We start from the raw sequence: 24,791 nt of genomic DNA, 5'->3' as shown, positions 1-24,791 counted from the left end.
TTGTGTATAACTATGGAAAAATGGAGAGGAATATCACGGCAACGGAGGGGGGCTTATGTCGGTTTTTCATAACTGGCTTTCTTGTATCGCAAGCGGAAATTATTTTGTCTACATAAAGCGGCTGTCCGCCAATGATACCGGCGCAACAGGCGGTCATCAGGTCGGGCTTTATATCCCTTCAGGTATTGTTGAAAAACTGCTTCCGTCTATCAATCATACCCGGGAGCTGAACCCTTCTGTCTATCTCACAGCGCATGTTTCCTCACATCAATGTCCTGATAGTGAGGCCCGGGCCATCTATTACAACAACCGTTTTTTTGGTGGGACCAGGAATGAAAAGCGTATCACACGATGGGGAAAAGGCAGCCCACTGCAGAATCCTGAGAATACCGGAGCTTTGACGATCTTGGCTTTTGAGCTCGATGAGCAGAGAGGCGATTGTTCGTCTGTGCAAATCTGGGTCTGCGTCAGCCCAGATGAAGAGAATATTATTGAGTCCGCTATCGGCGAAATTATTCCAGGAACGCTGATATCTGGACCTGCCGGAGAAATTCTTGGTGGGCTATCTCTTCAGAATGCAACTGTTAATCACAAATATGCTATCCCTGAAAACTGGAAGCGGCGTTTTCCGTCAGGAAGCGAAATAATTGAGTATGCCGCTGGACATTATGTGAAAAAATCCGACGATCCGGATGAACAGCTTATTGAACGTCGTCGCGTCGAGTACGATATATTTCTGCTTGTTGAGGAATTACATGTTCTTGACATTATCCGAAAGGGATTTGGATCTGTAGATGAGTTTATTGCGCTGGCCAACTCTGTAAGTAATCGTCGTAAATCCCGGGCCGGAAAGTCGCTAGAACTGCATCTTGAACACCTTTTTGTTGAGCATGGTCTGCGGCACTTCGCTACGCAGGCAGTCACTGAAGGTAATAAAAAGCCGGACTTTTTGTTTCCGTCTGCAGAGGCTTACCACGATACAGACTTTCCTGAAGAAAAACTGCGTATGCTGGCCGTGAAGACAACCTGTAAAGATCGCTGGCGTCAGATACTGAACGAAGCAGACAAAATCTCGCAGGTGCATTTGTTTACGCTGCAGGAAGGGGTTTCTCAGGCTCAATATAGAGAGATGCAGGATGCTGGGGTCAGGCTGGTTGTGCCATCGTCACTACACAAAAAATATCCGGAAGCAATCAGAGAAGAACTGTTGACGTTAGGAGAGTTTATTGCGGAGCTCACTGGGCTTTATGCAGAGCTGACTTAAGCAATGCCTGGCATGAATAGGCAGCAACATGCCAGGCTATGTTAGTTAGTTCTTTTCAGCCTTATCAGCATCGGCAGCAACAGCTTTCAAAATGTAAGGTTCCAGCAGTCTAGCGACGGCTTCAAACACCGGCACTACAACGGAGTTACCGAACTGACGATATGACTGCGTGTCAGAAACCGGAATACGGAAGGGTTTACCGTCTGGTTTTTCAAAGCCCATCAAGCGTGCGCACTCACGGGGGGTTAGCCTGCGTGGACGACGAGCTTGGTTTTCTTCATTTAAAAAGTCGGCTTCACCTGTGGTCATATCCCAGCCACGATCTATCAGAATTTCGGATCCGTCTTTGTGATAGCGAGCAGAAAGCGTGCGGGCAATGCTTTCCTTATTTTCAGGATTAACGAGGCCAAAACCGAAACCATTCCCTTTAGCCGCATGCTTTTTAGCATAGTTATAGAGATATTCCCAAAGTTTGGGCGACAGGATATATTTACTGTCAACGACGGGTTCCAGCAGCTCGTGAATTGATGGTCGTCGATCCGGATAAAAACGACTCACGTCGCGCAGGGTAAAGCCATTGTGAATATTCAAGTCGCGGCGGAATCCGACCAGAACGATACGTTCACGGTGCTGAGGCAGGAAATGTTTTCCATCGATAACTTTAGGATCGCTTTTCCCGACATCAGCCGCATCTGCAACTTCATAGCCCAGCTCGTCGAGAGTCTCCATGATTACTTTAAAGGTTTTACCTTTGTCGTGACTCTTCAGGTTTTTCACGTTTTCCAGCACAAATATGGCCGGTTTTTTGGCCCGAATAATACGCGCCACGTCAAAGAAAAGCGTCCCCTGTGCCTCGCATTCAAAACCGTGCGCACGGCCTAGTGAGTTTTTTTTACTTACGCCAGCAAGGCTGAACGGCTGGCAGGGAAAGCCTGCCAGAAGCACATCATGATCCGGTACATGCTCATCGATATGGATATAGGCGTCGGTTTCCGACACTTCAGGTTTGTTACTGAGAGTGACTTCCCGGATATCGAGATTGAATTTATGTGTGTGCTCATCATTAAACCAGTTGGCTTTATAAGTGCGCACAGCTTCTTTATTCCATTCGCTGGTAAAAACACACTGGCCTCCGATAGCCTCAAAGCCTTTTCGAATACCGCCAATGCCAGCAAACAAATCAATGAAGCGGAACGCATAATCTGGATGATGTGCAGGCGGATCCGGCAGCATCTTACGAAGAAGCTCTTCTTCTGCTGAAGTCAGGGATTTAGGTGGACATTTACCATTAATCCAGCGGTTAAGCGTTTCCCGGGTCCAATCACTTTTGCCGACTTTTCTTAATAACTCAGCCACGTACTTCTGGTCATAGATTTCCAGAACCTGTTTGATCAGGTTTTTATCATTTTCCTGTCGCTGTTTTTCTTCTGCTTCTGCTTTTTCTAGCAGATCCTGCGCCAATAATTCAAATTCAGACATAACGCCTCCATTGGGTCTTATGGGTGAAACTCTATCACTCATTTGACCCAGATGAAATGCTTTTGTCTGGATATTTAAACAGTGCTTATTGTTAATTGTTGTCGATTTTCAAAAGCGCTACAGTAATTTTTTATGCAAGAGTAAAGCGGCTCCCTGTAATAATATGTGCAAACATTGGCTTTAAGACACGCTTCTTTATTTTTAAAGTACTATTTTTCAGTGACTTAATTAGGACGTCTTTCTCAGAAGAAGCTTGGCATCCTGGCCGAGATAGATGAGTTCGTCGCGAGTGCGCGTATCAACCGCTACGAAAAGGGCGTTCATCAGGCAAGTATCGAAATCGCACGCAAACTGGCGGACGCTTTAGCGGTTCCACTGGCTTACTTTTACACTGAAGACGATCAGCTTGCAGAGTTGTTGCTCCGCTGGAAGCAGCTTGATCAAGACGCTAAAAAAGCCATCCTGAGTCATATTAGGTAAGATTTTCGGATGATTAATACAATCCTTAATTAATTATCTGAAAATTAAAACATAAGATTTAATCTGTTCAATAAAATTTCTATTTGATTAATATAGGGTTACGAGTTCTTATAAGGTTTATTTTATAGAAGCAATTAATAAATTCCCCTTTTCTTACCTCTCTTGTCTGATAAATACTAAACGCAAAATCATATTTGCGTTTCAGGGACAAGATGATGCAAAACGATGTTGAAGGGTCATTACGGCTGATGACGCTTGGTGAAATTGCGATGGCGAAGCGTGTTTTTGGTCACAGTATAGTGTATAGCCGTGTATGGATACATTGTGATAGTTATTTACCTTTTGGATTGCAGAGTACCAGGTTTGCAATGACGCCAAATGGTGAATTGTGGTTCAGAAAAGAGAAATATGCAGCCGATTACTCAGACACATCTGTTACTCCAGGCTCTAAGCACTTATTTATTCACGAGATGGGACATGTCTGGCAGCACCAGACCGGCAGGTGGGTTAGATTACGTGGGGCGTTTAGCTGGGCTGCTGATTATACGTACAGACTTGATAAAGAGAAAATTACAGACTATACCCTCGACCAGCAGGCAGCAATTATCGCAGATCATTGGTTTTTATTAACCTATGGAATAAAGGTATGGCGTGATAATCAAGGGCCTAATCTATTAGGAAATTACAGGGGAGTAGACTCTTTAAAAGATGTGCCAATGCTTTATAGAAAAATTATTTATGGAGGAGGGTAGGATGAATAAATATACATTAATTGCGATGGTGTTTCTGTTGACTGGCTGCCCAGGCCCGATGGATGCTATCCCTGTTGAGGAACCTGCACAGGTCAGACTTATCAGCAATGAGGTATGTATTACCACTCCAGCCCGCACGGGTGAAAAGATATTTTCTGTACATATAAGCAATGGTGCCGAGCAGGAAATATATAAAACTTTCGGTCGTTATGCGCAGCAACCTGTCGTCGTCCAGGGGGAGTGCCTTCCCGCCTTTGGCTTTGAGTTTAAGCCTGGAAACAGGTATGCGGCTTTTTATCAAATAGAAAAAAACACTACTGAGCCGGGCAAGACGTATGTTGCGAGATTCTCGCTGGAGCAGGATGAGAAGGGTAGCTTGAGGTTGACACCATATGGTCGAGCTGGCTGATTAACTGTTGCGAGTCTCTTACCACCACTATGTTTTCTCTTCGCACCACTATTATATTCATGATAGCCAGTCAGATTATCTACATGGCGAGGCGGTTATACGCCATGTACAGCGCGTCGGGTAATGATTCGCAATATCGCCCCTTTTATTGGCCGGACTATTCCTTTGCTCGGTGTTATTATTTTGTCGGCAGATGTCTCACAAATTATTTTCTGTACGATACGCGATTACAACGCTATCGCCAGAGGAGATGACAAAATATGGTAGACAACCTCGAAAAGCAGATTTACGAACTCATTCGGCCTTACGCTGGTACGTATCTCTTCACGGGGAAGGAAGTCCCGTTGACGCCGGAAACGGATTTAGATACCGATCTGCAAATAGACGAGGCTGAAATAGAGGATTTGATGGATGCCTTTTTTACCACATTTAACGTGGATCGCGCCGGGTTTACGATTAAAACCTATTTTCCTGACTCACCTTTCTCATGGAATATCTTTAAAAAACCGGAACCCATTCCGGTGCCGGGTTTCACTATTGGGATGTTGATCGCCTCTGCCAGAGCTGGCCGCTGGTTATATGAATAAATCCTGAATCTGGTTTTCGTTGTATTGGTCAGGGCTTTTCAGGGATGCAGGCCTCAGAAAGAATCAATATATGGATAAGCTTTCACGCGCCAAACCGCCAGGGCCGGTATAGCGGAAATGACAACCTGCGTGACATACCACGGCTGTATCGCAAAATCGTAACGGTAAGAGAGTAAGTGATAAGAAAAAGTGTAACGTTATTTCCGCTTTTCCTGCTGGCAGGATGCCCCGGCCCAGGCGATCGCCTGCCGGATAAGGTACCTGCGCAAGTGACGCTTTCTGGCAACAACGTTTGCATTACCTACCCGGTGACGCCAGGCGACTATATTACGTCTGTCCAGATTGGTAGCGAACAGAATGATTTCGTCTATGACGTATTTAACGATAAGCCGGTTCATCCGGCGCGTAACCAGTGCTTGCCTGTTTTTGGTTATCACTTTAAACCGAACAAAAACTACACGCTGTATTACGGCCTGAACAATAAAGAATACGACTTCCGGAAGCTTATTCACGCTGCATTCGTGATTCCTGAAAACAGTTCTGCTAATACCGATAAAAACAACCAGCAGAAGTAATGCATAAAAATCCCCGCCGCAGCGGGGATTTTTTCAAACAACACGCTTTTAAACACAACCACTCACCGCGCTTATTCCCATTCCTGCAAAAAGCGCTGGCCGTACTGGTCGGCAACCAGCAGTGCGGCATACACCTGCTCAGGCGACACGCCACCCGGCATATTGTGAATGGTTTCGCTCTCCGTGCACGCCGCCTGCGCCACCAGGCGCATTTTGGTTTGCACATCCTCTTTAATATCAAGTTGCGCGAGCGTAATGGGCAGCCCGACGCTGTGGCAAAGCGCGGCAACCGTTTCAATCTCCTCTGACGGCGCATTTTCCAGCACCAGCTGGGTGAGCGTGCCGAAGGCGACTTTCTCGCCATGGTAGTAATGATGCGCGTCCGGAATGGCGGTAAGCCCGTTGTGGATAGCATGGGCTGCGGCCAGGCCGCCGCTCTCAAAGCCCACGCCGCTCAGGTACGTGTTGGCTTCGATAATGCGCTCAAGCGCCGGGGTGACGACGTGCTGTTCGGCCGCCAGCATCGCTTTTTCTCCCTGCTCAAGCAGCGTGTTGTAGCACAGCTCGGCAAGCGCCAGCGCGGCCTGGGTGCATTTGCCGCCCGCCATGGTGGCGGCACCGCTACGCGAGCAGGCGCGCGCTTCAAACCAGGTGGCCAGCGCATCGCCAATGCCGGATGCCAGCAGGCGCGCCGGGGCGCCCGCCACAACCTGAGTATCGACGATAACGATATTCGGGTTGTGCGGCAGCATCAGGTAGCGGTCGAACTCGCCGCTGTCGGTATAAATCACCGAAAGCGCACTGCACGGCGCGTCGGTGGAGGCGATGGTCGGCGCGATAGCGACCGGCACCGCCATAAAATGCGCCAGCGCTTTTGCGGTATCGAGCGTTTTCCCGCCGCCGATGCCCAGCACAGCGGTACAGCTGGCGCTATCGGCGAGCTTACGCAGCCGGTCGATTTCATTTTGCGAGCACTCGCCGCCAAACGGCGCGATTTCGACGCTAAGCTCCGCCTGTTTAAAACTCTGACGCAGCGTCTCTTCTGCAAACCCGAGCACGAATTTATCCCCGACGACCAGCCAGCGTTCGGCGAGCGGTTTTAAATAGTCGCCGATGCGGGAGAGCACGCCTGCGCCCTGAATGTATTTACCGGGTGACTGAATAATGCGATCCATAACATTCCTCCTTCAGAGAGTGAGTTAACCTGCTGTGTTTCCTTGTCTTGCTCAGACTTCTCAGCCTCTGACTCTACTGCCGGGCGCGCGCGCATTTATTGCGCTATATCTATAGGAGGTGCGATTGCGTCACGCCTGCGGGCAGGGAATTCAACGCGTTAAATCATTTTTATTAAACGGTATTGTCGTCATCCGGCAGAATACGTAATTATTTTTGCGCTGTTTTTTGCTGATGGAGTGCTTCCAGATATTTCATGCCTTGCGCTGAAATTTGATAATGATCCATGCCCGCAGGTATTGAAGGCGTTATGTCGACTAGTCCCGCCTCGTTAATTATCATTATTTTCCCTTAATAACTGGTGGCCTTGTGGTGATACGCGATAACGAGGCTTTGAGGTGTTCTCGGTATACACAGTCTCAACCATTCCATTATTCACAAGGCCGGTAACAATATTCGCAACATTGCTAAACCCTTCAATGCCACGAATGGCAAGAGTGCGATCCAGCATTATCCACGTCCAGTCGGTCTCTTTTTCTGCCATGACTCTCAGGACATTAAGTTCCGTATGGGGTATTTTCATTTCAGTGCGTCCGGATGCAATAAAACACGCTCTTTAACACTGCGCGACGTCAGACCATTAATCCATTCACTGATCAATCCCCTTCGCCACGCCCTCCGCTTGCGTTATGCTGCCTGTGATATCTCATCACTACTTCGCCATTTTTTAATTTAAGTGAAATTAACAGGGAAAGAAAATGAAGTGCATCCAGTGCAATGAAAATGAGCCGAACAAAGAGTCGGGGCTATGTCATGCTTGCGAAAAAGCGGAAGCCAGTAAAATTAACGGGTTACTGTACTTGCCAGCCGCCGGGCTTATTTTCAGCCTGATCTTTCTGCCGGTGGAGTTTTTTGATCTGATCAGTGCGATAAGCGCGTACTTCAGCCGCTCGGGCATTATTACGTGGTATGCCGCAGGCGCGGTGGTGCTGTTAGTGGCGCTTATTGGCATCACGGCGTATGCGAGCTGGCATTTCTTTCAGCGTAAGCGGCACACGCCCCGCGCGATGGTTATCTACTATCTGGCAGGGGTGGTAAGCGCGCTGTGGTTTGCTGTGCTGCCGGTGAGCCTGTTTGGGGCGAGCTGGGATAACAGCAGCATTCGCAGCGTCCTGTCGGCGTTTATCGGCGTCACGTGCTGGCTCCCATATTTTTTAAAGTCCCCGCGCATCGCGCAGGTGTTTGTACGGTAATAACGGCTCAGAGCAGGCGGGGTATCTGCGACAACAAATACAGCACCAGCCCGATGGTGCCGCCGACCAGCGTGCCGTTGATGCGGATAAACTGTAAGTCTTTGCCGATGTTGAGCTCTATCTGCTGCGACATCTCGCGCGCGTCCCAGCTTTTTACCGTGTCGCTGATGTGGCGCGTCAGGAATGTGGCGAACTCGGGCGCGACGGTGGTCGCGGCCTGTTCAAGATGCTCGTTGAACGAGGCGCGCAGGGCGCTGTCGGCCATTAGCGATTCGCCGAACCACTGCCCGGCATCGGCGATCCGCTGGCGCGTGCGGGAATCCTCCGCCTGCATGTCGTTCTTCAGCCAGCCGCGCACATCGCCCCACAGCTCCGCCAGGTAGCGGTTAAACGCCTCGTCCTCTTTCAGGTACGCCTTAATACCGTCGGCGCGCTCGGCCATCTCCGGGTCGCTTTTCAGCTTCTCGATAAAATCTACGGTGATGCGGTCAAAGGCCAGACGCAACTGGTGCGCCTGGTCGTGGCTGATGTCGTCGAGCATGGAATTGACGGCGCTGGAGACCAGCTCGGCGCTGTGTTCGCCAAGCCACTCGGTAGGCAGAATTTTCGCTTTCCGCGGGTGTTCGGTCTTCAGCCAGTGGACAATCTGGCGGGCGATAAAATCGCGCGTGCTCTGCTTCTGCACCAGGCGAATCAGCCTGCCGATAAGCGCATCCAGCAGCACCTGATGACGGTTGTTTTTGGTCATGCTCTCCAGCATCAGCGCGCTGGTCTGGGTGAGATCGACCTTATCAATTGCCTTATGCACCGCGCGCTTTAGTAAACCCTGAATGCGGCTATCGTCGGTGAGTTCCAGAAAACCGCTCATCACCTGCACCAGGTTCTGGCCGACGCGCTGCGCATTGGCGGGCTGGCTGAGCCACTGGCCGAGCAACTGCGCTGGTTCGTGGCGGCGGATCAGCGCGACCAGCGAGTCGGTATCGAGGAATTTCTCCTGCACAAACTGCCCGAGGTTTTCGCCGATGCGGTCTTTTTTACGGGGAATAATCGCGGTGTGGCGCGAGATAAAAGGAATGGGCACCCGGCGAAACAGCGCCACCACGGCGAACCAGTCCGCCAGCGCGCCCACCATCGCGGCTTCCGCGATAGCCTTAACGCCGCTGACCCAGAAACCGGGCGGCAAAAACAGCGTAGTGACAAAAGTGGCCGCCGCCGTCAGCAGCAGGCCGAGCGCCAGACGCTTGGCGCGCTTTAATTCAGCTAATTTTTCCATGCGTTAAGCATATAACCCATGCGGCGGTTGCGACAGGGGATAACTCCGGAGTCTCAGCTCTCTTCCATGGCGTGATGCAGCGCTTCGCCAATCTGTTGCAGCGCCTCACGGTAATGCTCGCTGGCAGGCAGCGCGCAGTTGATGCGCAGGCAGTTGCGGTATTTGCCCGAGGCGGAAAAGAGCGAGCCGGGGGCGACACGAATTTCCAGGCGCGTTAACTGGCGCGCCACGCAGACAATATCGACGCTCTCTGGCAGTTCTATCCAGAGCATAAAGCCGCCTTTAGGGCGCGTGACGCAGATGCCGCACGGGAAATATTCACGCACCCAGCAGGTGTAGGTTTCCATCTGGTGCTGATAGTGCTGGCGCATCCGGCGCAGGTGGCGGTGATAGTGGCCGTCGCGGATAAACGCCGCTACCGCGAGCTGCGTGGCGGGCACGTTGGTGCCGCTGGCGGCGTATTTCATCTGCAGCACTCGCTCGTGGTAACGCCCCGGCGCTATCCAGCCCACCCGCAGGCCGGGGGCGAGGGTTTTCGTGACTGAGCTGCACAGTATGACGCGCCCGTCGATATCCCAGGATTTGATGGTGCGGGGGCGCGGGTAGTCTGTCGCCAGCTCGCCGTAGATATCGTCTTCAAAAATGATGATGTCGTGACGCTGGGCCAGCGCCAGCACCGCGCGCTTGCGGGCATCGGGCATGATAAAGCCGAGCGGGTTATTGCAGTTCGGCACCAGGATGATGCCCTTAATCGGCCACTGTTCCAGCGCCAGCTCAAGCGCTTCGACGCTGATGCCGGTCTGCGAATCGGTCGGGATCTCAATGGCTTTGATATCGAGACTTCGCAGCAGCTGCATGGTGCCGTAGTAGCAGGGCGATTCCACGGCAACGATATCGCCGGGCTTGCAGACGGCCAGCAGAGCGACAGAGAGCGCATTGTGGCAGCCGCTGGTGATAATCAGCTCGTCAGCGCTGATGTTCGCGCCGCCATCCAGCATCAGGCGGGCTATCTGCTGGCGCAGTTCCGGGCGGCCCGCCAGATCGTCATAGCTAAAGACATCCAGCTGATTGTGTTGCACCACTCGGCTCATCTCGCGCCAGAGCGGTTTAAGCGTGGGATGCGTGATGTCCGGCGCGCCGCCGCCAAATGTGGTCAGGCTTTTATTGCCGCGCCCGTCAAGGAGCGTCATTACTTCATCCCATTGCGTCACTTCGACCGGGCGCTGTACCGGGCGCGTCATCGCAGGCACCGGCGGCTGCATTTTACGCGGCGCGACAAAATACCCCGAGCGCGGGCGCGGCACGATGAGCTGCTGATTCTCCAGCACCAGATACGCCTGCTGTACGGTGCTGATGCTGACGCCGTGCTCCTGGCTCAGGCTGCGTACCGACGGTAGTTTTTCACCGTGGCGATAAAGGCCCTGTTCGATACGCTCCGCCAGCAGGCAGGCGAGGTGCTGATAACGCGTCATGCTGTATGCTCCCTTGATACAGTACAGATCACAAAACCGGTACAGATAACGGCACAATACGCCTTTCAGCCGTGTATGTCGCGCTTCTGTATGGCTAACAAATAGATTTTGTGAATCTGTATTGTTGCGGGCGATCCCGGCCATCATAAGGCTCAGCCTGACACAGGAGAGCGACGATGGAATTTCACGAGAACCGACCCCGCAGACCGTTTATTGGCTTCATACTGATCTGGCGCGCCTGGAAGGCCTGGCGGCGGCGCGCGCAGACCCGAAAAGTGCTCAGCAGAATGAACGAGGCGCAGCTGCGCGACGTCGGGCTGCGACGCGACGATACGTATTAAACCCCGGCGCGGGCGGCATGTTGCCCGCGCGCATTCACACTTTCTTTTTACGCTTGCCGGCGATGACCTCGATAAACTCCTGCACCTGCTGTTGCTTGCGCACCGACAGCTTGCAGACGCGGCGCAGGGATCTCAGCAGCGGCGGATCTTCCGGCTCCGGCGCGCGCGCCGTGATGACAATACAGCCAGGCATCACCCGCACGTCTGCATCGGTGCCGGTAGGGAAACCGGCTTCCTCCAGCCATTTGCCGCGAAGCGTCAGCGCGGCCAGGTTCACGCCGTCATGAAAACGGCTGGCGTAGCTCACGCGGATGCGGCGCGGCTCGGTCAGCGCGACGGGCGCTGGTAACGCCAGCGCCTCAGGTAAAACTTCAGGGAGTACGGATGACATCGACATAGTTCCTCCTTAAACGGGCAATAAAGGCAGTCTGTGAAATACTGGTATTATATACAGTATTGGAGGGAGGGGATCTTTGTGAAATCCGAAAAGCAGCGGGAAAATCGTCGGCCCGCCCTGGGCCGACGCAGGAGGAAATTAATGCGCGTGCGGGATGTCGGTTTCGGCGCTGATGCGCAGGCCGTCGGCGTCAAACACCATACAGTCGCGCGGGTTAAAGCCCACTTCCACCGCCTGCCACGGGCTGAAATGCACGTCGCCCGGCAGCAGAATTTTCACGTTGTCATGCCCGTAACACTGGCCAAACAGATAGGTGTTGTTGCCAAGGCGCTCCACCACTTCACAGTTAAACGTTAACGAGGCTTCCGCCTGCGTGCCGGTGGAGAGATGCTCCGGGCGAATGCCCAGCGTCACCGCATCGCCTTGCTTCAGCGGCGCGGTATGAATGGCGAGCCGCAGCGTTTTGCCCTGCGAGAGCGTGACGTCCAGCGCGCCGTCTTCCCAGCGTGCCACGGTGGCTGGCAGGAAATTCATCTTCGGCGAGCCGATAAACCCGGCCACGAATTTATTGACCGGGTTGTAGTAAAGCTCCATCGGCGAGCCCATCTGCTCCACTTTGCCGTAGTTCATCACCACGATTTTATCGGCGAGCGTCATCGCTTCAATCTGATCGTGAGTGACATAGACCATCGTGGTTTTCAGCTCCTGGTGGAGCCTCGCGATATGCAGGCGCATCTCAACGCGCAGTTCGGCGTCAAGGTTGGAGAGCGGTTCGTCAAACATAAACACCTGCGGGTTACGCACAATCGCGCGGCCAATCGCCACGCGCTGGCGCTGGCCGCCGGAGAGCTGCTTGGGTTTGCGGTCCAGCAGGTGCGAAAGTTGCAGCGTTTTCGCCACCATCTCTACCTGATGGCGGATCTGATCTTTCGGTACTTTATTGACCTTCAGCCCGTAGCCCATGTTCTCCGCCACTGTCATGTGCGGGTAGAGCGCGTAGGACTGAAAGACCATCGCCACGCCGCGGTGCGCGGGCGCGACGTCATTCATCACCTCATCGCCAATCAGCACCTCGCCGTCGCTCACCTCTTCAAGGCCCGCGATCATGCGCAGCAGCGTGGACTTTCCGCAGCCGGACGGCCCGACGAACACCGCAAATTCGCCGTCGGCAATATCGAGATTGATATTGTGCAGAGTTTCGGTTTTCCCGAACCGTTTGGTGACATTCCTCAGTCTTATGCTGGACATCAGGGTTCCTCGAAAGTGTAAGCCGTGGTGGCCGCGGGCGTTTCTGACGGGCGCTGAACCTTATTTTGTATTACGTGTAACAAGTCAGCGGAGTGATACGCAACGGCTTTAAATCAGTGTCATGACTATAACTTCCCCGGATTTCGCCCCCTATCGCCGGTTTTCATTTCTGTAACGACGATCACACAACGCACAGTTTTTTGTAGAGTTATCAGGGTTGTAAGCGTAGCGTATAACAAAATGAAAACTCGCTGAGTGGGCTTTTGCAGGCTGCGTGGTTACAGCGATTGAGTTTTAAAACAGAAGCGAAGCACGTAATAAAAACGACGTAATTGTTATACCTTCACATGAGGTTGATAATGAAAAAGAACATCCTTACCGCCCTGGTTATCTCCGCCCTGATGGTCAGCGCTGGTGCCAGCGCGGCGACCCGACAGCTTAACGTGTGGGAAGACATTAAAAAATCCGCCGGAATTAAGGATGCCGTGGCGGCATTTGAAAAGCAGTACGACGTGAAAGTGAACATGCAGGAGATGCCGTTCGCCCAGCAGCTGGAAAAACTGCGTCTCGACGGCCCGGCGGGGATCGGCCCGGATGTGCTGGTGATCCCAAACGATCAGCTGGGCGGCGCGGTGGTGCAGGGGCTGTTATCGCCGCTGACGCTTGATAAAGCGCAGACCGACGCCTTTACGCCGTCTTCCGTCGCGGCGTTCCGCATGGATAACGCCCAGTACGGCGTGCCGAAAGCCGTCGAAACGCTGGTGCTTATCTACAACAAAGATCTGGTGGAAAAGCCGTTCGACAGCCTCCAGGCCTGGTATGACTTCTCGAAACAACAGCGCGCGAAAAACCAGTACGGCCTGCTCGCCAAGTTCGACCAGATTTACTACAGCTGGGGCGCTATCGGCCCGATGGGCGGCTACATTTTCGGGAAAAACGACAAAGGCGGCTTTAATCCGCTGGATGTCGGCCTCAACAAGCCCGGCGCGGTGGAAGCCGTCACCTTCCTGAAAAAATTCTATGCCGATGGCGTCTTTCCGGCGGGGATCATCGGCGATAACGGCCTGAACGCTATCGATTCGCTATTTACCGAGAAAAAAGCGGCGGCGGTGATTAACGGCCCGTGGGCGTTCCAGCCTTACGAAGCCGCAGGCATTAACTACGGCGTGGCCCCGCTGCCGACGCTGCCGGATGGCAAACCGATGAGCTCGTTTCTCGGCGTGAAAGGCTACGTGGTTTCCACCTGGAGTAAAGACAAAGCCCTGGCGCAGCAGTTTATCGAGTTCATCAACCAGCCGCAGTATGTGAAAACGCGCTACATCGCGACCCGCGAGATCCCGCCGCTGGTGGCGCTGATGGACGATCCGGTGATCAAAGGCGACCAGAAAGCAAGCGCGGTAGCCGTACAGGCGGCGCGCGCCAGCGCGATGCCGGGCATTCCTGAAATGGGCGAAGTGTGGGCGCCTGCCAACGCGGCGCTGGAGCTGAGCGTCACTGGCAAGCAGGAGCCGAAAACCGCGCTCGATAACGCGGTGAAACAGATAACCATGCAGATTGAAGCGATGCAGGCCAGTAATCAGTAAGCCGTACCCGGCGGTGTCTGCGGGCGTTGCCGGATGAACCGTTAAAGGCGGGAGGGACACCTCCCGTTTTCAGAAGGAGCCGTGTGTGATTATCAGTCCCAGCGAAAAGATGCCCGTTGCCCGAGGGGCGGGCCGACACGCCTGGTGCGCGCTGCTCTGCGCTCTGTTGCCGGGCGTGGGTCAGTTTTATAACCGTCAGTGGCTAAAAGGCGTCACCTTTCTGGTGCTGCTGGCAAGCTTTCTCGGGGTATTTCACGATTTCCTGCGTGTGGGGCTGTGGGGGCTTTATACGCTGGGTGAAGAGGTGCCGCGCGACAACTCCATCTTCCTGCTGGCGGAAGGGATTCTGAGCCTGCTGGTGGTGGGCTTTGGGCTGACGGTCTATTACTTCTCGCTGCGCGACGCCTGGGTAAACGGCAAGCGCCGCGACGAAGGGCTGACGCTTAACAGCGTGCGTAAACAGTATCAGTTGCTGCTCTCGGACGGCTTTCCGTATCTGATGATTGCGCCCGGCTTTATTCTGCTGGTGTTCCTGGTGGTGTTCCCGATCCTTTTTGGTTTCGCCATCGCGTTCACCAACTACAACCTCTACCACACGCCGCCCGCGAAGCTGGTGGACTGGGTGGGGCTTAAGAATTTCGTCAATATTTTCACGCTCTCCATCTGGCGCTCGACATTCTTTGACGTGTTGCAGTGGACGGTGGTCTGGACGCTGCTCGCTACCACATTCCAGTGCACCGTGGGCGTGCTGCTGGCGATTCTGGTGAACCAGAAAGATCTGCGCTTTAAGCCGCTTATCCGCACTATTTTCATTCTGCCGTGGGCGGTGCCGGGCTTTGTCACCATTCTGGTGTTCGCCGGGATGTTTAACGACAGCTTCGGGGTAATTAACAACGCGATTCTGGCGTTTTTCAACATCGCGCCGAAGCCCTGGATGACCGATCCGTTCTGGACCAAAACCGCGCTCATCATGATGCAGACGTGGCTTGGCTTCCCGTTTGTCTTCGCGATGACCACCGGCGTGCTGCAGGCGATCCCGGATGATTTGTATGAAGCCGCGAAAATGGACGGGGCCAGCACCTGGACGCGCCTGCGCACCATTACGCTGCCACTGGTGCTCTACGCGATTGCGCCCATCATCATCACGCAATACACGTTCAACTTTAACAACTTCAACATCATCTACCTGTTTAACAACGGCGGGCCTGCGGTGGCCGGCTCCAACGCGGGCGGCACCGATATTCTGGTCTCGTGGATCTACAAGCTAACGATGTCTTCGTCCCAGTACGCCATCGCCGCGACGATAACCATCCTGCTCTCCATTTTTGTGGTGGGGCTGGCGCTGTGGCAGTTCCGCGCCACAAAGTCGTTCAAAAATGACGAGACGGCATAAGGAGACACCATGGCTAAAAGACAAAGCATGAAACAGGAAAAGTGGCTGCGGCTCTCGCTCTCGTGGCTGGTGATCCTGACGGTCAGCACAATCATTATCTATCCGCTGATCTGGACGGTGGGCGCGTCGCTGAACGCGGGCAACAGCCTGCTCAGCAGCTCGATAATCCCGGAAAACCTCTCGTTCCAGCACTACGCCGATCTCTTCAACGGCCAGGTGAATTACGTCACCTGGTACTGGAACTCGATGAAAATCAGCTTCATGACGATGGTGCTGACGTTAATCAGCGTCAGCTTCACCGCCTATGCGTTCTCGCGCTTTCGCTTTAAGGGCCGCCAGAACGGGCTGATGCTGTTCCTGCTGTTGCAGATGATCCCGCAGTTTTCCGCGCTGATCGCCATTTTCGTGCTCTCGCAACTGCTCGGGCTGATTAACAGCCACCTGGCGCTGGTGCTGATTTACGTCGCCGGGATGATCCCGATGAACACGTACCTGATGAAAGGCTATCTGGACGCTATCCCGAAAGACCTCGACGAGTCCGCGCGCATGGACGGCGCCAGCAACTTCCGGATTTTCATCGAAATCATCATGCCGCTCTCTAAACCGATTGTGGCGGTGGTGGCGCTGTTCTCTTTTACCGGGCCGCTCGGGGATTTCATTCTCTCCAGCACCATTTTGCGCACGCCGGATAAATACACGCTGCCGATCGGGCTTTATAACCTGGTCGCGCAGAAGATGGGTGCGAGCTACACCACCTACGCCGCGGGCGCGGTGCTGATTGCGGTGCCGGTCGCGATTCTCTATCTGGCCTTACAAAAATACTTCGTCTCCGGTCTGACCTCCGGCAGTACCAAAGGATAATCTGATGAAACTGTGTAAACCTGCACTGCTTGCTGTCTCGCTGGCCTGCTGTTTTTCCGCTTTCGCCGCCAACATGACGCAGATAACGCCAAAGCCGCTTAACCTCCCGGCGGATTTTATCAAGGGCGCGGATATCTCCACGCTGCCGGAGCTGGAACGCCAGGGCGCGAAGTTCTACGACGCCGATCACAAGCAACAGGACGCGCTGACCATTTTGCGCGAGAACGGCGTGAACTACGTGCGCCTGCGCCTGTGGGTTGACCCGAAAGATAGCGCGGGCGCGCCTTACGGCGGCGGCACCAACGATCTCGCCACCACGCTTGCGCTGGCAAAACGCGTGAAAGCGCAGGGAATGCGCCTGCTGCTCGATTTCCACTACAGCGATTTCTGGACCGATCCTGGCAAGCAGTTCAAGCCGAAAGCCTGGGAAAACCAGAATTACGACCAGCTTAAAACCACGATTCACGACTACACCCGCGACACCATCGCCGAATTCAAAAAGGCGGGCGTGCTGCCGGATATGGTGCAGATCGGCAATGAAATTAACGGCGGCATTCTGTGGCCGGAAGGCAAAAGCTGGGGGCAGGGCGGCGGCGAGTTTGATCGTCTCGCGGGCCTGCTGAATGCCGCCATCAGCGGCCTGCGCGAAAACCTGACCCAGGGCGAGCAGGTGAAAATCATGCTGCATCTGGCCGAAGGCACCAAAAACGACACCTTCCGCTGGTGGTTCGATGAAATCACCAAACGCCAGGTGCCGTTCGATGTGATTGGGCTCTCGATGTACACCTACTGGAACGGCCCCATCAGCGCGCTGAAAGCCAATATGGACGACATCAGCAAACGCTACAACAAAGATGTGATTGTGGTGGAAGCCGCCTATGCGTACACGCTGGAGAACTGCGACAACGCCGAAAACAGCTTCCAGCAGAAAGAGGAAAAAGAGGGCGGCTACCCGGCGACGGTGCAGGGCCAGTACGACTACGTGCATGACCTGATGCAGAGCGTGGCGAACGTCGAAAACCATCGCGGCAAAGGCATTTTTTACTGGGAGCCGGCCTGGATTGCCGTACCGGGGAACACCTGGGCGACGCCTGCGGGTATGAAATATATCCATGATGAATGGAAAACCGGCAACGCCCGCGAAAACCAGGCGTTTTTCGATTGCCACGGCAACGTGCTGCCATCGGTAAAAGTCTTTAATTAATCCTTTTTATTCCATTTATACCCTGATGCTCTCACCCGGCAGGCCGCGCGCCCGCCGGGTGACGCCGGACGGGTATGCCGTATCAGGAAGCCTCTAAATGAACAAATTTGCGCCTTTAAGTCCGAAGGTCAGCGCCCTTTTGCACGGTGCGGACTATAACCCGGAGCAGTGGGAGAACTACCCCGGCACGGTAGAGAGCGATATCGCCATGATGCAGCAGGCGAAATGCAACGTGATGTCGGTGGGCATTTTTAGCTGGGCGAAACTGGAGCCTGAAGAGGGCGTGTTTCGCTTCGAGTGGCTCGACGAGATTATCGACAAGCTGTATCAGGGCGGCATTCACGTGTTTCTCGCCACGCCGAGCGGCGCGCGTCCGGCCTGGATGTCGCAGAAATACCCGCAGGTGCTGCGCGTCGGGCGCGACCGCGTTCCGGCGCTGCATGGCGGCCGTCATAACCACTGCATGAGTTCGCCGGTCTATCGCGACAAAACCGCGACCATCAACCGCCTGCTGGCGGAGCGTTACGCGCACCATCCGGCGGTGCTCGGCTGGCATATCTCCAACGAATATGGCGGCGAGTGCCATTGCGATTTATGCCAGGAGAATTTCCGCGGCTGGCTGAAAGCGCGCTACGGCACGCTCGATAAACTGAACGAAGCCTGGTGGAGCACGTTCTGGAGCCACACCTTTACCGACTGGTCGCAGATTGAATCTCCGGCGCCGCAGGGCGAAAACTCTATTCACGGCCTGAATCTCGACTGGCGGCGCTTTAACACCGCGCAGGTTACTGATTTCTGCCGTCACGAACTGGCCCCGCTGAAGGCGGTGAACCCGGAATTACCGGCCACCACCAACTTCATGGAGTATTTCTACGATTACGACTACTGGCAGCTCGCCGAGCCGCTCGACTTTATCTCCTGGGACAGCTACCCGATGTGGCACCGCGATAAAGACGAAACCGAGCTTGCCTGCTACACCGCCATGTACCACGACCTGATGCGTACCTTAAAGCACGGCAAACCGTTCGTGTTGATGGAATCGACGCCGGGTACAACCAACTGGCAGCCCACCAGCAAGCTGAAAAAGCCGGGCATGCATATTCTCTCTTCGCTCCAGGCGGTGGCGCACGGCGCGGATTCGGTGCAGTACTTCCAGTGGCGCAAGAGCCGCGGCTCGGTAGAAAAATTCCACGGCGCGGTGGTGGATCACGTCGGTCATCTCGACACCCGTATCGGGCGCGAAGTGGCGCAGCTTGGCGATATCTTAAGCCAGCTTGATCCGGTGGTCGGCGCGCGCGTGGATGCGCAGGTGGCGGTGATTTTCGACTGGGAAAGCCGCTGGGCGATGGATGACGCGCAGGGGCCGCGCAACCTGGGGCTGGAGTATGAAAAGACCGTCGCCGAGCACTACCGGCCCTTCTGGGAGCAGGGGATCGCGGTCGATATCATTAACGCCGACGCCGATCTCAGCGGCTATAAACTGGTTATCGCGCCGATGCTCTACATGGTGCGCGACGGGTTTGCGCAGCGCGCCGAAGCCTTTGTCGAACAGGGTGGCCACTTTGTGACCACCTACTGGAGCGGCATCGTCAACGAGACCGATCTCTGCCATCTCGGCGGTTTCCCCGGCCCGCTGCGTAAGCTGCTGGGCATCTGGGCGGAAGAGATCGACTGCCTCGCCGACGGCGAACGCAACCTGATTCAGGGGCTGGCGGGCAACGAGGCGGGCTTGCAGGGGCCGTATCAGGTGCGCCATCTGTGCGATCTCATCCACACCGAAGGGGCGACGGCGCTTGCCACCTATCGCGACGATTTCTATGCCGGACGCGCGGCGGTGACGGTGAACGCGTTTGGCGCGGGCAAAGCCTGGTATGTGGCCTCGCGTAACGATCTCGCCTTCCAGCGCGATTTCTTCGCCAACATTATTAACGAGCTGGCGCTTACGCGCGCGCTGGCGGCGGATTTCCCGCCGGGCGTCACCGCGCATGCCCGTCATGATGGCGAATCCGCGTTTATCTTCGTTGAAAACTACACCGGCGCGCCGCAGTCGGTGACGCTGCCGGAGGGCTGCGCCGATATGCTGACCGGCGACGCGCTGAGCGGCAGGCTGTCGCTCGCCCCGTGGGGCTGTCGCATTCTGCGTCGCCGCCTCGCCTGAGTTGTTCCCTGCGCGCCCGTTCACCCGAACGGGCGCTTTTTTATTATCTGGTCTGAAAAAGGAGCCGCTATGGTTAGCCTGAAATCGTTTCTGCACCACGTCACCCGCCCGCAGCCCGCCACTACCCAGACGTTAACCGAAGAGGAGCGCGAGCAGATCGCGCGTCTGGTGGCAGATTTCGGCGGGCAGGAGAATATTGAGAGCGTGGACGCCTGCATGACGCGTCTGCGCGTCAAAGTCAAAGAGCTGACCCGCGTCGATACCGAGGCGTTGCAGTCGGAAGGGGCATTAGGCGTGATTATTCTCGGCCAGGAAGTCCATGCGATTTTCGGTAAGCAATCCGACGCGCTGCGCAAACTACTGGATGAGCGTTTCAGAAACGCGTGATAAAAAAGCGGGATAACCCTGCATAAAAGGTTATCCCGCAAAAGGCAACGAGGGTGCATCAGAGGCCGTTACGCCTTGATGGCAGTGCCATAACTCAGAGATACAACGCTTACTCTGCGTGTCTGCATCAGACAACGCCTGCGGACAGCGGTTTCGGGCCGCCGCCCGCACAGCCTGACGCGTGGTGAGCGCCAGGAACTGTTTCTTACCACCAGGCTTCGACCTGAACGCCGAAGTTCCAGGTGTCGTCCGCCGTGCCGTCCTGCAGGGATTTACCGTTCTGCGAATCGTTCAGATAAGAGGCGAACACACGCAGTTCCGGGCGTGACATAAATTCCGGGCCATCGGCGAGGCCAAGCGCGATAGTGTATTTTTCGCCGCTCTGCTTGTAATCCGCGCCGTTGTTATAGGTGTCCTTCTGCCAGAATCCGCCCACTTCCCCGATGAGGCGCACATACTGCGTGAACTGGTACTGACCGCGCCCTACCAGCGACAGCAGGCGTGATTTATCGGTCGTGGCGGTGATGTCGTCCGCCGAGCCCCAGGTCAGCACATGGTTAAACGAGAACTTGTCGGTGATCGGAATCAGGCCGGTGTTGATCACGCGATAGCCGGTAGCGTCGTTGACGTAGTTCCACATGTCATACCAGCCGCCGCCCTGCGACACCATGTTCTGCGCAAGGCCCTTATTAGCGTACTGCAACACCAGTTTGTTATAGCCGCCGAGCATGTCCTGGCTGATTTCGCCGGTCAGCATCACGCCGTTATCGGCTTCATACAGGCCGCCGTACTCTTTCTGTTTGTCGGTCGGGTTTGGCATGGCGTAATCGATGCCAAACTCCGTCCAGGCGCCTGCCCACGGCTTCCAGCCCGCGTAACGCAGATCGAGATAGTTGATGTTAACGTCGTTATCGCCATCGACGCGGTAGTCGAGATCGTTGGCGTCGCCGCGGATCCACGCGAAGGAGATCGCGCCCGGGCCTAAGGTGTAGTTTTCGATCCCCGCGCCAGAGCCGGAGATGTTCCAGTATTTAGTATCGATGATGTGCAGGTCGTGGCGCTGGTAGTAGCGCTTGCCGCCCCAGATCACCGCGTTCGGATCGCCCGGGATCAGCCCTTTAATTTGCAGGTTTAACTGGCGCAGGCCGAACTGGGCGTCGTCGTTAAGCGTGCTTTCGTTATCGTGGGAGCCGTCGGACACCATGCTGACCATGCTGTCGACATAAAAGCTGACTTCGTCTTTTTTGTAAACTTCAGAGCCCAGTTCAACTTCGCCATAGGTGTCGGTTTCGTTACCCAGACGCCCCAGCTTGTTTTTCTGCCACTCTTCCTGGCCACCATCCTGCGAGACGCCCACGCCGCCACGCAAATAGCCATGAAAATCAATGGGTACAGAAGATGAAGCGGCCAGCAGACAAGGTGAAGTCAGCGCGGCAGCTAACGCAACGGCCACTGTGCGTAGCGTAGTGTTCATAGTAACCTCTTTTATTGTTTTGTATTACGTTCACATAACCGAGGCCATAAAACGCCTTTGCAGAATTTCAGGCAATTTTGATCTTAATTAATTGTGACTCAGTGCAAATAAATCAGCCATTTTTGTAACGAACGGTGATGTTTCTCACGAGTTTTATGTATTGTGAACGTAATACTTGGTTAAGAGAGTGGATAACGGGGATTTATGCAGAAAAGGCTTTTCCGGCTGGTGCCTGTTACAATCAGCGCAGCCCATGAAAAAGGAACCGGAACATGAAGTCTAAAAGCGCCACACTGGAAGACGTCGCTCGCCATGCGGGGGTTTCCTACCAGACGGTGTCTCGTGTTTTGAATAAGTCTGCGAATGTCTCTGAAGCCACGCGCCGCAAGGTGGAGGAGGCAATCGCGCATCTGCGTTATGTGCCTAACCGACTGGCGCAGCAGCTGGTCGGCAAGCAGAGCATGACGCTTGGCCTGGTCACCACATCGCTTGCATTACATGCGCCGTCGCAGGTGGCGGCGGCGGTGAAACGTTACGCAAATCTGGATGGCTACCAGGTATTGATCTCAATGATCGATGAGAACGTCAGCCAGGGAATTCAGGATTCCATCAACGAACTCAAGTCCCAGCTGGTGGATAAGGTTATCATCAACGTACCGCTGGAGACCCAGGAAGCGGAGAGAATCGCCGCCGATAACGACGATATCCTGTGCCTGTTCCTTGATGTGGACCCGTACAGCTCGGTGTTTAACGTCTCTTTTAATCCGGCGGACGGCACGCGCGCGAGCGTGAAGTATTTATACGAACTGGGGCATCGCGATATCGCACTGCTGGCGGGGCCGGAGCGCTCGGTGTCCGCGCGGCTGCGCCTCAAAAGCTGGCTTGAGACGCTGGAGAGCTACGGCCTGACGCCAGTGACGGTGCTGCATGGCAACTGGGACGCGCAGAGCGGCTACGCGGGCGCGCTGCAAATGCTGCGTGAAGCGCCGCATTTCACCGCCGTGCTGGTGGCGAACGACCAGATGGCGCTTGGCGTGCTGAGCGCGTTTCATCAGCAGCAGCTCTCCATTCCGGGGCAGAAATCGGTGATTGGCTATGACGACACCTACGAAAGCTCGTTTTTCTATCCGGCGCTGACCACCGTCTCGCTCGATCTCGACATGCAGGGCAAAGAGGCGGTGCGGCGGTTGCTGGAAGCGAGCGAAAGCGACGCCTCACGGCTTTCTTCCATTCTCCCGGCGCGGCTGGTGATTCGTCACTCCACCGGCCCGCGTGAAGACGACGCGCCTGATATGCGCAAAATCGCCGATGAGCTGCGTCTTATCGCAAGCCGTCTCAGCCAGTAATCACGCCTGGTTATCACGGGCCGCGCAGCCGGTGCCGCGGCCCGCGCCTTTCGCAATCCATGCTTTTCTCCCGCCTGTTTCTTGATACTTACCCTGATAAGTATTAATTTGCCCTCCCGCTAACTGAAGGGAGCCCCCAATGACTGAAGATGAACGGTTCGCCCGCCGTCCGATGGGCATGCGCATGGCGATGATAGTGCGTCAGTGGCGCGCCATTATCGATAGTGCGATTACCGACACCGGCCTGACGCAGTCTGGCTGGACGGTGCTGATGCAGCTCGATCAGCAGGGGGATAATCTTTCGGTCAGCGAACTGGCGCAGGTGCAGGGCATTGAACTGCCGCCGCTGATGCGCACGCTGGCGTGCCTTGAAAGTAAAGGTTTGCTGGTGCGCACTACGTCACCCTGGGACAAACGCATTCGCCTGGTTTCGCTCACCGACGAAGGGCGGGCGATGCTTGCCACGCTTAACACGGTGATTGCGCGCTACCAGGCGCGCGTGTCACACAATATTCCCGCGCAGGATATGGACATCTTCAGCGACACCTTAAACCAGATCGCGCGTAATCTGCGCACGATCCGCGACGAAGACGCTAACAACGCACAATAACTATGATGACTCCGGAACAAAAATTTGCCCGCTGGGTAAGGGTGAGTATTGCCACTTTCCTGGCAATGTTCGTTTACTTCATTCTCGCCGATATCTGGATCCCGCTGACGCCGGATTCCACCGTGATGCGCGTGGTGACGCCTGTTTCATCGCGCGTGTCGGGCTACGTGGCGGCGGTGCATGTCGCCAACAACAGCCATGTGAAAAAGGGCGATCTGCTGTTTGAGCTGGATGCCGCGCCGTTTACCAACCGCGTCGAGGCGGCGGAAATCGCGCTGCGCCAGGCGCGGCTTGCCAACGAGCAACTGGACGCGCAGATTGTCGCGGCCAGGGCCAGCCTCAACACCGCCCGCCTGACGGCGCGCAACGATAAAGTCACCTTTGACCGCTATCAGCGCCTGAGCACGATGCAAAACGTCTCGCAGCAGGATCTCGACAAGGTGCGCACCACCTGGCAGACCAGCGAACAGGCGGTGGCGCAGCTGGAGGCGAAAATCAACGAACTGACCATCGAGCGCGGCGAACGGGACGACAACCGCAACGTGACGCTGGAGAAATACCGCAACGCGCTACAGGACGCGCAGCTTAATCTCGGCTGGACTCAGATCCGCGCCGAAGCCGACGGCACCGTCAGCAACCTGCAGTTAAGCCCCGGCTGGTTTGCCGCCGCCGGTACGCCCGCGCTGGCGCTGGTGAGCGAGCACACCGATATCGTGGCCGATTTCCGTGAGAAGAGCCTGCGCCACACGCACGCGGGCACCGACGCCGCCGTGGTGTTCGACGCGCTGCCAGGCCAGGTGTTCCACGCGCACGTCACCAGCCATGACGCCGGGATACTGGCGGGCCAGCAGGCGGTGAATGGCCAGCTGTCGCAGCCGGAGGAGTCGAACCGCTGGGTGCGCGACGCGCGGCGTATGCGCATTCACGTGGCGCTGGACGAGCCGTTGCCTGCGACGCTGCCGACCGGCGCGCGCGCCACCGTGCAGCTCTATAACAGCGAAGGTCCGTTCGCCCGCTTCTTCTCGGGCGTACAGATCCACCTGATAAGCCTGCTGCACTATGTGTATTAACC

Annotated in this window: 24 protein-coding genes and 2 pseudogenes; 18 read left to right on the top strand and 8 right to left on the bottom strand. The window is 55.3% G+C overall.

Translation table 11 applies throughout. From position 1 onward, the window contains the following. The first annotated feature begins 55 nt into the window (after positions 1–55). The gene (locus AFK66_RS16765; RefSeq protein WP_007780908.1) at positions 56–1,264 is read left to right on the top strand and encodes a type II restriction endonuclease; all 1,209 of its coding nucleotides are present in this window, start codon (positions 56–58) and stop codon (positions 1,262–1,264) included. Positions 1,265–1,309: 45 nt separating this feature from the next. Here AFK66_RS16765 and AFK66_RS16760 read toward each other — a convergent pair whose 3' ends face one another. Then, on the bottom strand, positions 1,310–2,743 hold the full coding sequence (locus tag AFK66_RS16760) for a DNA cytosine methyltransferase (protein ID WP_023899499.1): 1,434 nt from the start codon (positions 2,741–2,743) through the stop codon (positions 1,310–1,312). Positions 2,744–2,980: 237 nt separating this feature from the next. On the opposite strand from AFK66_RS16760, the pseudogene AFK66_RS21715 reads away from it, so the two are divergent. From AFK66_RS21715 to AFK66_RS16740, 6 genes and pseudogenes are all read left to right on the top strand, one after another. After that, positions 2,981–3,223 (top strand): annotated as a pseudogene (locus AFK66_RS21715) (helix-turn-helix domain-containing protein); the annotation flags it as partial. A 215-nt stretch (positions 3,224–3,438) separates the two neighbouring features. After that, entirely contained in the window at positions 3,439–3,975 is a 537-nt protein-coding gene (locus tag AFK66_RS16755) for a type IV secretion protein Rhs (protein WP_085958944.1), read from the top strand. Between the two features lies 1 nt (position 3,976). Continuing rightward, positions 3,977–4,384 carry a putative T6SS immunity periplasmic lipoprotein gene (locus tag AFK66_RS16750; protein ID WP_230582666.1) on the top strand — a complete coding sequence of 136 codons (408 nt, stop codon included), beginning with the start codon at positions 3,977–3,979 and terminating at the stop codon, positions 4,382–4,384. Positions 4,385–4,453: 69 nt separating this feature from the next. Then, positions 4,454–4,651, top strand: a pseudogene (locus AFK66_RS23070) (STM2901 family protein); the annotation flags it as partial. Next, positions 4,645–4,971, top strand: a complete 327-nt coding sequence (locus AFK66_RS16745; protein WP_032968597.1) for a DUF1493 family protein — start codon at positions 4,645–4,647, stop codon at positions 4,969–4,971. The pseudogene AFK66_RS23070 and the gene AFK66_RS16745, both read left to right, overlap by 7 nt. A gap of 176 nt (positions 4,972–5,147) precedes the next feature. Further along, complete coding sequence (locus AFK66_RS16740; RefSeq protein WP_023899498.1) at positions 5,148–5,546, top strand: putative T6SS immunity periplasmic lipoprotein; 399 nt, start codon at positions 5,148–5,150, stop codon at positions 5,544–5,546. 71 nt (positions 5,547–5,617) lie between these two features. Here AFK66_RS16740 and gldA read toward each other — a convergent pair whose 3' ends face one another. Continuing rightward, on the bottom strand, positions 5,618–6,721 hold the full coding sequence (gene gldA, locus AFK66_RS16735) for a bifunctional L-1,2-propanediol dehydrogenase/glycerol dehydrogenase (protein ID WP_007780919.1): 1,104 nt from the start codon (positions 6,719–6,721) through the stop codon (positions 5,618–5,620). Positions 6,722–7,050: 329 nt separating this feature from the next. Next, positions 7,051–7,302 (bottom strand): MarR family transcriptional regulator, encoded by a 252-nt coding sequence (locus AFK66_RS21705; protein WP_179944219.1) that lies wholly within the window; start codon positions 7,300–7,302, stop codon positions 7,051–7,053. A 175-nt stretch (positions 7,303–7,477) separates the two neighbouring features. On the opposite strand from AFK66_RS21705, the gene AFK66_RS16730 reads away from it, so the two are divergent. After that, positions 7,478–7,972, top strand: a complete 495-nt coding sequence (locus AFK66_RS16730) for a DUF2569 domain-containing protein (RefSeq protein ID WP_007780928.1) — start codon at positions 7,478–7,480, stop codon at positions 7,970–7,972. A 7-nt stretch (positions 7,973–7,979) separates the two neighbouring features. Here the strand turns inward: AFK66_RS16730 and AFK66_RS16725 are convergent, their stop codons facing one another. Beyond that, the gene (locus AFK66_RS16725; RefSeq protein WP_007780932.1) at positions 7,980–9,245 is read right to left on the bottom strand and encodes a DUF445 domain-containing protein; all 1,266 of its coding nucleotides are present in this window, start codon (positions 9,243–9,245) and stop codon (positions 7,980–7,982) included. 53 nt (positions 9,246–9,298) lie between these two features. Continuing rightward, the gene (locus tag AFK66_RS16720) at positions 9,299–10,717 is read right to left on the bottom strand and encodes an aminotransferase-like domain-containing protein (RefSeq protein WP_007780934.1); all 1,419 of its coding nucleotides are present in this window, start codon (positions 10,715–10,717) and stop codon (positions 9,299–9,301) included. Between the two features lie 176 nt (positions 10,718–10,893). Here AFK66_RS16720 and AFK66_RS21700 point away from each other — a divergent pair, with 176 nt between their 5' ends. Continuing rightward, on the top strand, positions 10,894–11,058 hold the full coding sequence (locus AFK66_RS21700; RefSeq protein WP_007790389.1) for a DUF1127 domain-containing protein: 165 nt from the start codon (positions 10,894–10,896) through the stop codon (positions 11,056–11,058). 34 nt (positions 11,059–11,092) lie between these two features. Here AFK66_RS21700 and symE read toward each other — a convergent pair whose 3' ends face one another. Both symE and AFK66_RS16710 read right to left on the bottom strand, forming a co-directional pair. Further along, positions 11,093–11,455 (bottom strand): endoribonuclease SymE, encoded by a 363-nt coding sequence (gene symE, locus AFK66_RS16715; RefSeq protein WP_007780936.1) that lies wholly within the window; start codon positions 11,453–11,455, stop codon positions 11,093–11,095. A 138-nt stretch (positions 11,456–11,593) separates the two neighbouring features. Further along, positions 11,594–12,703 (bottom strand): ABC transporter ATP-binding protein, encoded by a 1,110-nt coding sequence (locus AFK66_RS16710; protein WP_007780939.1) that lies wholly within the window; start codon positions 12,701–12,703, stop codon positions 11,594–11,596. A gap of 359 nt (positions 12,704–13,062) precedes the next feature. On the opposite strand from AFK66_RS16710, the gene AFK66_RS16705 reads away from it, so the two are divergent. The 6 genes from AFK66_RS16705 (at position 13,063) to AFK66_RS16680 (ending at position 20,289) form a co-directional block, all read left to right on the top strand. Then, positions 13,063–14,286 (top strand): extracellular solute-binding protein, encoded by a 1,224-nt coding sequence (locus AFK66_RS16705; RefSeq protein WP_007780940.1) that lies wholly within the window; start codon positions 13,063–13,065, stop codon positions 14,284–14,286. A gap of 109 nt (positions 14,287–14,395) precedes the next feature. After that, complete coding sequence (locus AFK66_RS16700) at positions 14,396–15,679, top strand: carbohydrate ABC transporter permease (RefSeq protein WP_085958945.1); 1,284 nt, start codon at positions 14,396–14,398, stop codon at positions 15,677–15,679. A 9-nt stretch (positions 15,680–15,688) separates the two neighbouring features. After that, complete coding sequence (locus AFK66_RS16695; protein ID WP_007780942.1) at positions 15,689–16,540, top strand: sugar ABC transporter permease; 852 nt, start codon at positions 15,689–15,691, stop codon at positions 16,538–16,540. Between the two features lie 4 nt (positions 16,541–16,544). Continuing rightward, a complete protein-coding gene (locus tag AFK66_RS16690) occupies positions 16,545–17,744 on the top strand; it encodes a glycoside hydrolase family 53 protein (RefSeq protein WP_007705440.1) in 1,200 nt (399 codons plus the stop codon). 97 nt (positions 17,745–17,841) lie between these two features. Then, entirely contained in the window at positions 17,842–19,902 is a 2,061-nt protein-coding gene (locus AFK66_RS16685) for a beta-galactosidase (protein ID WP_007790403.1), read from the top strand. Positions 19,903–19,971: 69 nt separating this feature from the next. Further along, positions 19,972–20,289, top strand: a complete 318-nt coding sequence (locus AFK66_RS16680; protein ID WP_007780949.1) for a PTS sugar transporter subunit IIB — start codon at positions 19,972–19,974, stop codon at positions 20,287–20,289. Positions 20,290–20,494: 205 nt separating this feature from the next. On the opposite strand, the gene AFK66_RS16675 is transcribed toward AFK66_RS16680, so the two are convergent. After that, the gene (locus tag AFK66_RS16675; protein WP_007780951.1) at positions 20,495–21,763 is read right to left on the bottom strand and encodes a maltoporin; all 1,269 of its coding nucleotides are present in this window, start codon (positions 21,761–21,763) and stop codon (positions 20,495–20,497) included. A gap of 272 nt (positions 21,764–22,035) precedes the next feature. Between AFK66_RS16675 and AFK66_RS16670 the strand changes: the two genes are divergently transcribed. The 3 genes from AFK66_RS16670 to AFK66_RS16660 all read left to right on the top strand — a co-directional run bounded on the left by AFK66_RS16670 (position 22,036) and on the right by AFK66_RS16660 (position 24,789). Beyond that, a complete protein-coding gene (locus AFK66_RS16670; protein WP_007780954.1) occupies positions 22,036–23,109 on the top strand; it encodes a LacI family DNA-binding transcriptional regulator in 1,074 nt (357 codons plus the stop codon). A gap of 139 nt (positions 23,110–23,248) precedes the next feature. Then, positions 23,249–23,719, top strand: a complete 471-nt coding sequence (locus AFK66_RS16665) for a MarR family winged helix-turn-helix transcriptional regulator (protein ID WP_004387097.1) — start codon at positions 23,249–23,251, stop codon at positions 23,717–23,719. Positions 23,720–23,721: 2 nt separating this feature from the next. Further along, positions 23,722–24,789, top strand: a complete 1,068-nt coding sequence (locus AFK66_RS16660; protein WP_023899495.1) for an HlyD family secretion protein — start codon at positions 23,722–23,724, stop codon at positions 24,787–24,789. Positions 24,790–24,791: the final 2 nt, after the last annotated feature.

It is taken from the genome of Cronobacter malonaticus LMG 23826, from assembly GCF_001277215.2.
Taxonomy (GTDB): Bacteria; Pseudomonadota; Gammaproteobacteria; order Enterobacterales; family Enterobacteriaceae; genus Cronobacter; species Cronobacter malonaticus.
This window is presented reverse-complemented; position numbering and strand designations above follow the sequence as displayed.